At 60.1% G+C, this 12,547-nt stretch carries 13 protein-coding genes; 7 read left to right on the top strand and 6 right to left on the bottom strand.

Translation table 11 applies throughout. The features are described from left to right. Positions 1 to 140: 140 nt before the first annotated feature. Together E6P07_RS07860 and E6P07_RS07855 are read right to left on the bottom strand one after the other, a co-directional pair. On the bottom strand, positions 141 to 743 hold the full coding sequence (locus E6P07_RS07860; RefSeq protein WP_153975098.1) for a hypothetical protein: 603 nt from the start codon (positions 741 to 743) through the stop codon (positions 141 to 143). Between the two features lie 75 nt (positions 744 to 818). Further along, a complete protein-coding gene (locus tag E6P07_RS07855; protein WP_153975097.1) occupies positions 819 to 1,577 on the bottom strand; it encodes a hypothetical protein in 759 nt (252 codons plus the stop codon). 88 nt (positions 1,578 to 1,665) lie between these two features. On the opposite strand from E6P07_RS07855, the gene E6P07_RS07850 reads away from it, so the two are divergent. Further along, the gene (locus tag E6P07_RS07850; RefSeq protein WP_425505161.1) at positions 1,666 to 1,884 is read left to right on the top strand and encodes a phage integrase N-terminal SAM-like domain-containing protein; all 219 of its coding nucleotides are present in this window, start codon (positions 1,666 to 1,668) and stop codon (positions 1,882 to 1,884) included. Positions 1,885 to 1,974: 90 nt separating this feature from the next. Here E6P07_RS07850 and E6P07_RS07845 read toward each other — a convergent pair whose 3' ends face one another. Both E6P07_RS07845 and E6P07_RS07840 read right to left on the bottom strand, forming a co-directional pair. After that, positions 1,975 to 3,393, bottom strand: coding sequence for a PhoH family protein (locus tag E6P07_RS07845; RefSeq protein ID WP_153975096.1), 1,419 nt, complete (start codon positions 3,391 to 3,393; stop codon positions 1,975 to 1,977). A gap of 50 nt (positions 3,394 to 3,443) precedes the next feature. Then, positions 3,444 to 3,983: a glycine cleavage system transcriptional repressor gene (locus tag E6P07_RS07840; protein ID WP_153975095.1), complete on the bottom strand. Its 540-nt coding sequence runs from the start codon at positions 3,981 to 3,983 to the stop codon at positions 3,444 to 3,446. A 134-nt stretch (positions 3,984 to 4,117) separates the two neighbouring features. Here E6P07_RS07840 and E6P07_RS07835 point away from each other — a divergent pair, with 134 nt between their 5' ends. Next, positions 4,118 to 4,702 (top strand): hypothetical protein, encoded by a 585-nt coding sequence (locus E6P07_RS07835; RefSeq protein ID WP_153975094.1) that lies wholly within the window; start codon positions 4,118 to 4,120, stop codon positions 4,700 to 4,702. A 74-nt stretch (positions 4,703 to 4,776) separates the two neighbouring features. On the opposite strand, the gene E6P07_RS07830 is transcribed toward E6P07_RS07835, so the two are convergent. Then, positions 4,777 to 4,986: a YgaP family membrane protein gene (locus tag E6P07_RS07830; protein WP_153975093.1), complete on the bottom strand. Its 210-nt coding sequence runs from the start codon at positions 4,984 to 4,986 to the stop codon at positions 4,777 to 4,779. Between the two features lie 348 nt (positions 4,987 to 5,334). Further along, a complete protein-coding gene (locus E6P07_RS07825; protein WP_153975092.1) occupies positions 5,335 to 5,820 on the bottom strand; it encodes a cyclic nucleotide-binding domain-containing protein in 486 nt (161 codons plus the stop codon). Positions 5,821 to 6,039: 219 nt separating this feature from the next. On the opposite strand from E6P07_RS07825, the gene rpsF reads away from it, so the two are divergent. The 5 genes from rpsF (at position 6,040) to dnaB (ending at position 12,447) form a co-directional block, all read left to right on the top strand. After that, positions 6,040 to 6,444, top strand: a complete 405-nt coding sequence (gene rpsF, locus E6P07_RS07820; protein WP_153975091.1) for a 30S ribosomal protein S6 — start codon at positions 6,040 to 6,042, stop codon at positions 6,442 to 6,444. A gap of 53 nt (positions 6,445 to 6,497) precedes the next feature. Further along, positions 6,498 to 6,722 (top strand): 30S ribosomal protein S18, encoded by a 225-nt coding sequence (gene rpsR / locus E6P07_RS07815; protein ID WP_153975090.1) that lies wholly within the window; start codon positions 6,498 to 6,500, stop codon positions 6,720 to 6,722. 63 nt (positions 6,723 to 6,785) lie between these two features. Continuing rightward, entirely contained in the window at positions 6,786 to 7,697 is a 912-nt protein-coding gene (locus E6P07_RS07810; RefSeq protein WP_153975089.1) for a DUF2232 domain-containing protein, read from the top strand. A 42-nt stretch (positions 7,698 to 7,739) separates the two neighbouring features. Further along, positions 7,740 to 8,189 (top strand): 50S ribosomal protein L9, encoded by a 450-nt coding sequence (gene rplI, locus E6P07_RS07805; RefSeq protein ID WP_153975088.1) that lies wholly within the window; start codon positions 7,740 to 7,742, stop codon positions 8,187 to 8,189. A 109-nt stretch (positions 8,190 to 8,298) separates the two neighbouring features. Further along, positions 8,299 to 12,447 carry a replicative DNA helicase gene (gene dnaB / locus E6P07_RS07800; protein ID WP_153975087.1) on the top strand — a complete coding sequence of 1,383 codons (4,149 nt, stop codon included), beginning with the start codon at positions 8,299 to 8,301 and terminating at the stop codon, positions 12,445 to 12,447. Positions 12,448 to 12,547: the final 100 nt, after the last annotated feature.

Raw genomic sequence — 12,547 nt, 5'->3', positions numbered from 1 at the left:
TCCGAATGTTAAGTAGTCAAGATCCTCGGCAATCGGACTCTCTGATTAGAGCGGCATCTGTCTGCCATTTTTGATAAGCAAGTGGTGATTTTCAGTCACCGTATCCTCCGTTCGTATCCTGTTCGGCGGCTAACGCCAAGCTAACCGGCGGGCGGTTTTTGCGCGTCCGAGTTGAGCAATGTGTTAGAGCGCCGTTCCGCAAGCAGCGAAAGACGACTCTTCAAATATGGCACTCCGTACTCTGCTAGTGCAGCGATTGCATTATCGACAAACGGCGACACCGCTGCCCGGGCCTGTTCAGCACCGAGCCTTGTCTGACGTTCGAGAAGAGCTGTAAGTATCTCGCCAGAGTCAACGGAGAATGTTCTGTGGTCAATTACCCAACCATGTACGTCGCCATGCAACTTGTCTCCACCGGGAATCAGTTCGCCAAGGCTGCACAAGTATTCGTCTCGGTTCAATGCCGCTTCGCTTCTGGGGTCATCCGGGCAAGGGCGCATACTGAGCTCAGGAACGCGCTTGTGAATAGACCAGCCGATCTCGACGTAAAATGCGTCATGATCTTTCAGATCTGGCACAAGAACGACCACTAGCCACACACCGGGGTAGCTGTCTTGCACGAAGACTCGCTCACCGGGCCAGTACCATTGTTTAGGTGCGGAGACCGGGCGCCATTCAGGAAAGTCCGCTTTCATGCGTGCCGTGAACAGCTCGCGGAGTGCTTTGCCATATTCCTTGCGCATAGTGTTCGCGCTCTAACGTCGAAGCTCAGGGGCGCGCCGCTTGCGGCGCGTCCCCCTGGAGCGCAGTGTTAGAACTCACGAGAACAACTCCCTTTCGATAAGGGCCATGTTCCTGTTTGTGTAGAAGAGATCAGGCTCGTGCCTAGCCGGGCGTACTTGGATTCGGAAGTCAGGGGTTGATGGATTCTCTGCATCAAATGTGACTAAGCCGATTCCAAATATCTGGCACAGGGAGTCGAGGCGCGAAATTTCCTCCTTCTGCGACTGGCGAGGAATCACGAGATAGACACGGTGGCTGAACAGCTTGTATGCGCACGCCTGCCCAAAGGCAGTGACAAGTTGAAATGTTTCAGTCTTGATTTCGGCGGAAACGATTTCAGTTGGACCTTTGATGATGTCGCTGCGCATGGACTCGCGCTTTCCAACGACATCAGGTGTTCCCCACTTGTCTTTGAACTTGTTGCCACCAAGCGGAATAGCGTGGGTTACGTCTTCAATATCGTTTTTCAGCCAGTCAGCGAAGGGGGCGTAGAAGTCCTCTTCTTTCACTTTACTGGCAGCGACAGTCGCAACAGATGGTGGTGGAGTTAGAACGTCTGTATCAGTTGGCTTGTTTTTCAAGAGACGGAAGAGACCCTTTGACGGTTTGTACACCATCTCCGGGTAGGTGGCATCGAGATTCCAGATGCAGCTGTTAATCGTGTTTGGTTTGAACGTGCCGTCGGACTCCAGAATCTTCGCGTGCAGTTCTGAATACCGCAGACCTTCTGGGTGCTGCTCCAGAAGCTCCAGCGCTTTCGCCTTAATCCGCTCAGTAACTTTTGTCGGTTGCATAGTGAGTTCTAACGTAAAGTAGACACCGATATAGGTGTATAATCTGGATGTCTTATGCCTAATAGCAAGCGGGCAGTCTGTATAACAGATTGATAAAAAAGAACCTTGCCCGCAGGACCCCAGATATGACACCTCCCGCACTTCCCGGTCACCCCCGCCTGCTCGACCAGGTGCGCGAGCGGCTCAGGACAAACATTATTCAATTCGTACCGTTGATCAATACATCCACTGGATCAAACGCTTCATCCTGTTCCACGGCAAGCGTCACCCGTGCGAGTTGGGGCGGCGGAGGTGGAGGCGTTTCTGACCGACCTGGCGGTCAAAACTAGCGAGATGGACGACAGCAGCGAATGCTTCGCTTGGGCAGGTCATACCGAACTGGCAGCGCACATAGCACTCACAGCTCCTGCGAGGCAAAATCGGCCAGGCGCGAGCGCTCGCCGCGCATGAGCGTGATGTGCCCGCTGTGCCGCCAGTGTTTGAAGCGGTCGACCACATAGGTCAGGCCCGAGGTGGTCTCGGTCAGATAGGGGGTGTCGATCTGGCCGATGTTGCCGAGACACACGAACTTGGTCCCCGGACCGGCGCGGGTGATGAGCGTCTTCATCTGCTTGGCAGTGAGGTTTTGGGCCTCGTCGAGGATGATGTACTTATTGAGGAAGGTGCGTCCGCGCATAAAGTTGAGCGAGGAGATCCGGATCCGGCTGCGCACCAGATCCTGACTGGCCGCACGGCCCCAGTCGCCACCGCCCTCGGGTCGGGTCAGGACCTCTAGGTTGTCCATGAGCGCACCCATCCAGGGTGTCATCTTTTCTTCCTCGGTGCCGGGAAGGAACCCGATGTCCTCGCCGACCGGCACCGTGACCCGGGTCATGATGATCTCGCGATAGAGATTGCGCTCCAGAACCTGGGCGAGTCCAGCGGCGAGCGCCAGGAGGGTCTTACCGGTGCCAGCAGCGCCGAGCAGGGTGACCAAGTCGAGTTCTGGGTCCATGAGCATGTTGAGCGCAAAGTTCTGCTCGCGATTGCGCGCATTGATGCCCCAGACGTTGTGACGCGGCAGACGATAGTCCTCGACCAGCTCGACGATGGCCTCATTTGGGTTGGGCTTGTCGCGCACCCTGGCCTCGAATTCGCCGTTCTCGCCGAGCGCGAGACACTGCGCCGGATACCAGTCGGCGATGTCCGGACCCGAGATGCGATAGAAGGTACGCCCCTGTTCTTTCCAGACATCGACTGATTTCTGATGCCGCTCCCAAAAATCATCGGCGAGCACCTCCAGCCCGGTATAGAGCAAATTGGCATCGTCGAGGACCTGGTCGTTGCAATAATCCTCGGCCTGGAGTCCGAGCACGGCGGCCTTGATGCGCAGGTTGATGTCCTTGGAGACGATGATGACCTGGTGATGGGGCCATTTATCGCGCAGGGCCAGGGCCGTGCCGAGGATGGTGTTGTCAGGCGTGGCGCCGGGTAGGGATTCGGGCAGGCGGATGTCGAGCGGTTCGGTCTGGAAGAACAGCCGCCCGCTCGCCGGTTGGGTGATGCCGCCGCCCACGGCATCCGGCCCGAGCGGCAGACCAGTGTCGATCTCGGCCTTGTCCGCGTCGGACATGAGCTGATCGAGAAAACGGCTGACCTGGCGCACGTTGCGCGCGACCTCCGACAGGCCCTTCTTGGCGCGGTCGAGCTCTTCCAGCACCACCATCGGGATGAAGACGTCATGCTCCTGGAAGCGGAACAAGGAGGTCGGGTCGTGCATCAAGACATTGGTATCGAGCACAAATAGACAGGGTTTGTCATTTTCGCGTCTGATCATCGGTTCCGTCTCTGGCCTGGATCGGAATGGTGAGAGGACGCCTGCGCGGCTCAACCCTTGATCGGTTCGAGCACGGCGTCGAGGTTGAGCGCGTCGCAGTAGTCCATGAAATCCTCGCGCAGCGCCGCGATATGGAGATCGGCCGGGATGCCGACCGTCATGTGCACCGCGAACATGGGTGTACCGGTGTGGGCGGCGGCATAGGTGCTGGTCGAGAGATCCTCGATGTTGATGGCGCGCTCGGCAAAGAAGCTGGCGAGGTTGTTGACGATGCCAGGATGATCCATTGCGACCACGTCGACGGCATAGGGCAGCAGGTTGCGTCCAGTGGCGCGCTCACCGGTGCGCTTGCAGAGGATGGTCATGCCGAGCTGACGTTCTAGCTCGGGGAGCGCGTTCTCGATCTTGGCCAGGGTGTTCCACTTGCCCTCGACCAGGAGCATGGCCGCAAACTCGCCACCAAGGACGGTCATGCGGCTGTCCTCGATGTTGCAGCCCTGGTCGAGGATGACCTTGGAGAGCTGGCTGACGATGCCTGGGTGGTCTTCACCTAGGGCCGAGATCACGAGGTAGGTCTTCTGCCTGGTCATAGCCGTGCCGATTAGTCGGGGATTGAGACAATGGTTCGGGTCAAACGGGTTCAAGTCTAACATGGCCCAAACTCATATCTGGGGCGGAGCTTGGGCGCTAGACTGTGATGCACAGAGGCGAGGAGGATTTGGCAGTGATTCTGAAGGTCATCATCGACGATCAAACTTACGAGATCAATGTCCCGGCTGTGGTCCTAGCCGAGGCACGCGATTACTTTGACCAGATCGACCGCGACCTAGACGTTGGCTGGCAGATGGGGCGCGACTGGGTCGAGGCCCCCGACCGGATCCAGCGCGCCCAGATCGTCGCCGATCGGCTGCTGACGGCGCTCGAGACCGACAATCGCAAGCTCGGAACCCTGTTGGCCGGCTATCTCCTGGATCGCTTGCCGGGACTGGAAAGCGTCGAGCCGGACCTCCAGGGCGAGCCCCAGAACACGCGCTTTGAGATGGGGCGCCCACCCCAGGCGGCACCTAAGACCTCGTCCGTCACGTCCAAGCCGTCTGGCAAGGGCCTGAGTAAGCTGGAGGCGATGGAGCAGGCCGGACGCGAGGTTACTCAGGTGTTTAGGGTTGGACGCGGCTACCGCTTCTCGGTCTTCGATCATGAAACGGGCACCTGGATGGATGCGCCGCTGGCGCCGACCGAGCAGGAGGCGGAACGCCTGCGTCAGGCGTCCTTCAGGGCGCGTTACGAGGCGTTGCTGGTAGGTAGATGAGCGGGCGGTAGTCTGTTTTTTGCCATCCGTGGCAAAGTGGCCGCCAGCCACCTGGCCAGCGGCAACCGTCACGATCAGCCCTTTTTGCTGGTATCGATCTTGAACAGGAGATAGGCCGGGCAGAAGCCGATGGCCCCTGTGGCCAGCACGATCAGACCCAGGATGTCGAGGATGACGCTCCCGGTTATGAGGCCAGCGAGGATCAGCGCGCCAGCGGCGGCCAAACGAATGTTGCGATCCAGGGGGCCGACGTTCTTGGGCAGTTGCTCTAGGATGTTTTTCATGGGTTCTCTCCTGGTTGCATTGGTTGGTTGGGTTCGGGCGGCGAGGTGCTCACAGGAGACGCTGAAGAATACGATGATATTCAGCGCTTCCCGTCCGGGGCAAGAGACCCCGTGCGAACCAGGGTTTAAAGCCCTGGATGTGCGTAAGGGCGTCCCGGACCGATACCGGGACGCGGCGAGCGGAAGACAGCTATGGATGGATTTTTTGCAGCATTTCTATCAAGACCTCCATTATAGACAATTCGCACCTGAGGACACATCCGCACCTAAGCCCGCTCGTGCTCCATTGGCGGCTCCAGGGATGGCGCGGGACCTTATAGGCCGGGCGCTCGATTTGATTGGGAATGCTCAAAAAAGCGCATGTGAGCTGTACACATACTTTGTCAATTCGACATGCTGGGCATTCATGCGCCGCAGGATGTCCTGGCTGACCTTGACGATGTTCTGCATCACCCGATAGACGAGCCAGGGATGCTCGGTGAGCAACGATTCGAAGGCCTCCCGCTCGAAGCTGCACACCTGTGTGCGACCGAGCGAGCGGATCGTCGCTGTGTGCGGCTGGCCGCTGATGAACCCCATCTCGCCAGCGAGATCGCCGGTGCGCAGCACATGGATAGTGGTGTACTCCCCCTTGCCCAGATCGCGCGTGACCGCAAGCGCACCCTCCGTAATCACATGCAGACTGTTGTCGATATTGCCCTCCCGGATCAGGATCTCCTGATCGGCCAACCGTCGGCAGTAGGCGATGCCGGTCAGTGCCCGGACCTGGTCGTCGGTGAGATTGGCACTCAGACTGGAATGCCGCAGTGACTCGAAGTCTTGTTCGGTACCCATGATCAAGTCCTCCTAAATATTCTGAATGGCTAAACCTTGGCAGACGGCCAGTTTGATCCAGGCCCGCCTCCTGGGCAAGCGATAGAGGATACGAAGGGCGCAAAATCATCGTTTTGACATCTGGGCGCTTTCTAGTATGATCCGCGATTCCCCGAGATCCGGGATCTCCTTGCCTCACCGCAATCGTGCGGGAGGCTTTTTAAGCCGTAAGGAGCCGCAATGCGACATTACGAAGTGGTTTTCCTGGTTCATCCGAGCCAGAGCGAGCAGGTGCCCAGCATGATCGATCGCTATCGGGCTAGCCTGGAGAAGCGGGGCGGTGTGGTACATCGCTGTGAAGACTGGGGGCGTCGTCCGCTCGCCTATCCCATCAACAAGGTGCACAAGGCCCACTATGTGCTGATGAACATCGAGTGCGATCGAGAGGCGCTCGACGAGCTGGCCAACGCCTTTCGGTTCAATGACATCGTGCTGCGCAATCTCATCATCCAGCGCGCGGCAGCCGTGACTGAGCCTTCACCGCTGGCCAAGGGCAGCGAGGAGCGCGAGCGTACCGAGAGCCTGGAGACCGACCCCGACGGCAACGCCGATGGCGATAACGTCAGTGGCAATGGCGACGACTGAGTCCTTCTTGTCTCACTCATAAAATTAAGCACCCCTGATTCCAGGAGAACACCATGTCACGCTTTTTCCGCCGCAAGCGCTATTGCCGCTTCACCGCCGAAGGCATCGCCGAGATCGACTACAAGGATCTCAACCTGCTGAAGGCCTATATCAGCGAATCCGGTAAGATCGTCCCGAGCCGCATCACCGGCACCTCGGCCAAGTACCAACGCCAGCTCGCGCGGGCCATCAAGCGCGCCCGGTATCTGGCGCTGCTGCCCTATACCGACAGTCACTGAGGAGGGCGTGCTCGACGCTGAGTCGGCACGCACGGCACGTCCAATTCAGGAGTCTCATCGGCGATGAAGCCGCTGGCAAACTTCATCATGCGTGGCTACTCGCCGGCGACCCTGGTCGCGACGGTCGCGGGTTTGCTGTCGCTGCTGATCCCCTTCGTCGGCCTGATCAGCTCGGCGGCGGTCGGTCTGGTGACGCTGCGTCAGGGGGCCCGACCCGGGATGCTGTTGCTCGGCACCTCGACACTGGCCAGCGGCCTCATCGCCTGGTTGGCGCTCGGCAGTCCGCTCATCGGACTGGGGCTCTTACTGGTGCTCTGGGTGCCGATCTGGGGGCTGGCGATCATCCTTCGCAGCACGCGCGCGCTGAATCTGACCGTACAGCTGGCTGCCCTGGGTGGCATCGTGGTGGTGCTGGTCGTGCGTCTGATTGTGAATGACCCCGAGTCCTACTGGCGCGAACTCATCGAGCCGCTGCGTCAGTCGCTGCTCAACGATGGTCTGGTCGAAGCCGAGGCCAGTGAGGTGCTCTTTGCGCGCCTGACCCAGTGGATGACCGGCGCCTTCGCCACGGCCCTGGTGTTGCAGTATCTCGCCAGTCTCTTCCTCGCGCGGTCCTGGCAGGCACGGCTCTACAATCCGGGTGGATTCGGTGCCGAGTTCAGGGCGCTGCGCGTGGGATCGCCAGTGGGTTGGCTGTTCGTGCTGGTGTTGGCCTGGGGGCTCGTGGCTCAGGGATTGGCGCTGGATCTGATCCCCATCCTGGGTCTGCTGCTGTTTCTGCAAGGGTTGGCCGTGATCCATCATCTCCACGAGCTCCGCAAGGTCCATCAGGGCTGGCTGGTCGCGCTCTATGTGCTGTTAGTCTTTTTTATGCCGCAGATGGTGCTGTTGCTGATCAGTCTGGGGCTGATCGATCTCTGGGCCGATATCCGCGCCCGGGTCGAGCAACGTGTCTCCGGAACCGGGAAGTCCTAGCCTCCGGTGGCGGCTTCAAAATTTGTCGAGAGGAATACGCAAGTGGAAGTCATCCTGCTAAAGAACGTTGCCAAGTTGGGTGTGCTCGGGGACAGGGTCAGGGTTCGTTCGGGTTATGGTCGCAACTATCTGATCCCAAGAGGGTTCGCCGTGTCGGCGACGCCGGAGAACCAGAAGGCCTTCGAGGCGCGTCGCGCCGAGCTGGAGCGTGCCGCCGCCGAGGCCCTGGCCGCCGCCGAGGCGCGCAAGGCTCAGTTCGATGGGCTGACCCTGACCATCGCGCGCAAGGTCGGTGACGAAGGCCGACTGTTCGGTTCGGTCGGCGCCGCCGATATCGTCGAGGCCGCGCGCGAGGCCGGTCTGGAACTGGCCAAGTCCGAGGTGCGTCTGCCCGATGGCCCCTTCCGTGCCATCGGCGAGTACGAGGTCAGGCTGCACCTACACGCTGATGTGGACGCGCGGGTCAAGATCAGCATCGTCCCCGGCAACTAAGCCGCCTCTGTCGTAAACGTTGGGGCGCGTTCGGTCATCACGGCCAGGCGCCCCTTAAGACGCGCCAAGCCGCGTTTTGACCATTCAAGACGCCGACGGGTCTGATGCCATGTTCGAGTCAGAGACCGCTGGGCCCCCGGCCAGTGTGACCGGCCTCGACGAACTGCGTGTCCCGCCATACAACCTCCACGCCGAGCAATCGCTGCTGGGCGGTCTGATGCTTGACAACGACGCCTGGGATCGCATCGCTGACATGGTCAGCGAGGCCGATTTCTATCGGCGCGAGCATCGTCTGATCTTCGAGGCCATCAGCCGGCTCGCTGAGGTCGACCAGCCGTTCGACGTGGTCACGCTGGCCGACAAGCTGGAGAGTAGCCAACGCCTGAATGAGGTCGGTGGCCTGTCCTATCTGGGTATACTGGCCGGCCAGACGCCGAGCGCAGCCAATATCACGGCCTATGCCAAGATCGTGCGTCAGGCGTCGGTACGACGTCAGATGATCGCGGCCGGTATCGCGATCGCCGATAGCGCCTACCATCCAGATGGCCGCGAGACCTCCGAGCTGCTCGACGAGGCCGAGCGGCGAGTCTTTGCCATCGCCGAGCAGGAGTCGCGTGGCGGCGGCGGTTTTCAGCCGATTCGCAGCCTGCTGACTCAGGCCGTCGAGCGCATCGATGCGCTCTATCTGCGCGATGAACCGATTACGGGGCTGGCCACGGGGTTTGCTGACTTCGATGAGATGACCTCAGGGCTCCAGCCCTCGGATCTCATCATCGTGGCGGGGCGTCCGTCGATGGGCAAGTGCGTGGCCGCCGACACCGAGATCCTGCTCGACGATGGTCGGGTCGCCACCATAGAAGACATCGTGCGCGCGCGTCAGGCGCGTCTGCTGACCCTGGGTGACGACTGGCGGTTCGGGTGGACGCAGCCGAGCGCCTTCGTCGATGACGGCCGCAAGCCGGTGTTTCGTGTCACTACTCGGCTGGGTCGCCGGATCGAGACCACGGCGCCCCATCCCTACCTGACGCCTGCCGGCTGGCGTCCGCTGTCCGAATTGCAGGTCGGGGAGTCGATCGCCGTGCCGCGCCGCCTGCCGATCTTCGGTCGGGAGGCCATGCGTGATTGCGAGGTCAAATTGCTCGGCTATTTGATCGGCGATGGCAGCCTGACCGGGACCCGACCGCTCTTCACCAATTCCGACCCTCGGGTTCGGGCGGATTTCAGTGCGGCTGTCGAGGCCTTTGGCGGAGTGCGTGCGACCGTCAAGCTGTTTCGGGACCGCACGGCTCAGGTCTCTGTTGCGTCCGACCAGTCGCGTCTCGCTGAGCTTCGGCAGTGTTTTGCCGACGCGCTTTGCTCGGCTTGCGAGCGAATCGAGTTGTCGCAGCGGTCGCTCGCCCTGTCCATCGGTGCGAGTCCGGCCAGCGTCTGCAATTGGGCACATGGCCGCCGTCTGCCGAATCCCGCGATGTTTGCAGCGCTTGAGTCCGTATTTGGTGATGAACTGACGACCTGCCTGCCCGACGGGCGGGAGAGTGCGGCAAAGAATGCGCCCAACGCCTTGACTCGCTGGCTGAAGACGCTGGGACTCTGGGGCCATGATGCTCACGCCAAGTTCGTCCCGGCGCCTGTATTTTGTCTGCCCAAGGACCAGTTGGCGCTCTTCCTCAATCGACTCTTCACGACCAACGGCTGGGCGACTGTGTTGACGAGCGGACAACCTCAGCTCGGTTACGCGACGGTCAGCGAGCGCCTGAGTCGACAAATACAGCATCTACTCTTGCGCTTCGGCATCATCGCCAAGCGCCGACAGCGACGCATCGAGCGCCTGGAAGGGGAAAGCCGCATCTGGCAACTGGATATCACGGATGCCGAGTCGATCGAGATCTTCGCGCGTGAGATCGGAATCTTCGCGAAGGAATCCGCACTGAGCCGGGTTCTGGAGGCGCTCCAGGGACGCCGACGCCAGACCAATTGCGATCTGATTCCACGCGCCTTTTGGGAGCGCATTGCGCGACTCAGGGGGGATGAGTCCTGGTCACATCTTGCTCAGTGCGCCGGCCTTCGAGGGACGAGCAATATCCATGTCGGGCGTCGCGACCTGTCGCGGCCACGTCTTGTAGCCTTGGCTGAAGCCTTAGAAGATCGCTATTTGGCGGATGTGGCCGCCGGCGACGTCTATTGGGATCGGATCGTCGCCATCGAGTCGCTCGGTGAGCGGCAGGTCTATGATCTGACCATCCCCGAGACACACAACTTCGTCGCCAACGACATCTGTGTGCACAACACCACCTTTGCGATGAATGTCGCCGAAAACATCGCCATCCAGTCCAAGCGCCCAGTGGCCGTTTTCAGTATGGAGATGCCCGGCGATTCGCTGGCCATGCGCATGATGTCCTCGCTCGGACGGATCGATCAGCATCGGGTGCGAACCGGCAGGCTGGAGGACGATGAATGGCCGCGTTTGACCTCGGCGGTCAATCTGCTGTCGGAGACCTCGATCTTCATCGACGACTCGCCGGCGCTATCGCCAATCGAGGTGCGCGCGCGTGCGCGCCGCCTGAAACGCGAGCAGGGCGATCTGGCCTTGATCGTGATCGACTATCTCCAGCTCATGCAGGCGCCTAGCGTGGGCGAAAACCGCGCGACCGAGATCTCGGCCATCTCGCGTGCGCTCAAGGGGCTGGCCAGGGAGCTGAACGTTCCGGTCATTGCGCTCTCACAGCTCAACCGCAGCCTGGAGAATCGCCCCAACAAGCGCCCGGTGATGTCGGATCTCAGGGAATGTGTGACGGGAGAAACCCTAGTCGTGCTGGCGGATGGGCGTCGTGTGCCGATTCGAGATCTCGTGGGTACCTGTCCCGATGTGGTGTCGATAGACGAGTCCGGTCGCTTGATCAAGGCCAAGTCCGACTGTGTGTGGTGCGTGGGGCGCCGCCCTGTATCCATCGTCCGGCTCGCGAGCGGGCGTCGGATTCGAGCCACGACTGAGCATCGTTTGGTGGGCGCGAATGGGTGGCAAACCGTTGGTGAGTTGACTCCAGGGTCACGTCTAGCGATTGCGCGTCGCTTACCTTCCCCTTTAGATAGCCAGCGCTGGCCGGATCATCATTTGATACTGCTTGCTCATTTGGTCGGTGGCGGCAGCTATCTGCGTGATCAGCCATTGCGTTATACGACCGCTTCGGAGGACAACAGCCGCATTGTATCTGCATGTGCATCTCAATTCGGCGTGCGCGTCAACCGCCATGCGGGAGTCGGTGCTTGGCATCAGCTCGTTTTCAGTGGCAACGGAAACCGCTGGCATCCGGCGGGCATCAATCTTTGGCTGCGTGATCTGGGTATTTTTGGGCAAAGATCTCATGAAAAGCGTCTGCCAACCGATTTGTTCCGTTTGGATAATGACCAGCTGGCATTGTTTCTGCGCCATCTTTGGGCAACTGATGGCAGGATTTCATTACGTAAGCCGGGGCAGAAAGGTAGTCACGGCGTGCATTTGAGCACGAACAGTCGAGGTCTTGCGGAAGATGTCGCGGCTGTATTGATGCGCTTGGGAATCGTTGCGCGGATTCAGTCTGTATTGCAAGCCGGTTATCGAACGACCTATATGGTTTGGATTAGAGGCGCTGACAATCAAAGACGTTTTTTGAGTCAAGTCGGCGCTTTCGGCCCGCGTGCATCGCAAGCTACAGCACTGCAAGCCGCACTGAATGATGTCAAATCGAACACAAATATTGACACGCTACCGCGCGAGATGTTCGGGCGTGTACGCGCGTTGATGCAAGAGCGAGGTATTTCGCAAAGAAAAATGGCGGAATTGCGTGGAACTGCCTATGGTGGTTCTTCTCACTTTCGTTTTGCGCCGTCGCGAAATGTATTGGCGGATTACGGAGAGCGGCTTCAAGATCCGGAGTTACAGGCTGCCGCCACCAGCGATTTGTTCTGGGATACCGTCGTCGCGATCGAGCCCGACGGAGAGGAAGATGTCTTCGATCTGACCGTTCCGGGGCCGGCGTGCTGGTTGGCGGACGGTATCGTCAGTCACAACTCTGGCGCCATCGAACAGGATGCAGACCTCATCGTCTTCATCTATCGCGACGAGGTCTACAACAAGGACAGCAGCGACAAGGGCATCGCCGAGATCATCATCGGCAAGCAGCGCAATGGCCCGATCGGGACCGTGCGCCTGACCTTCCTTGGCAAATACACCAAGTTCGAGAACTATGTTGGCCACTATTACGGCGAGGATGAGCACTGAGATGCACTGCTCGGTCGCCCATCGCCGGCGCATCGCTCCTCGGGTCGCCGGCTTGCCGTCGGCGCGGTTCGCCACCATCTGGATCTGCCATCCGTCCGAC

This window comes from Thermochromatium tepidum ATCC 43061 (genome assembly GCF_009664085.1).
Lineage (GTDB): Bacteria > Pseudomonadota > Gammaproteobacteria > Chromatiales > Chromatiaceae > Thermochromatium > Thermochromatium tepidum.
This window is presented reverse-complemented; position numbering and strand designations above follow the sequence as displayed.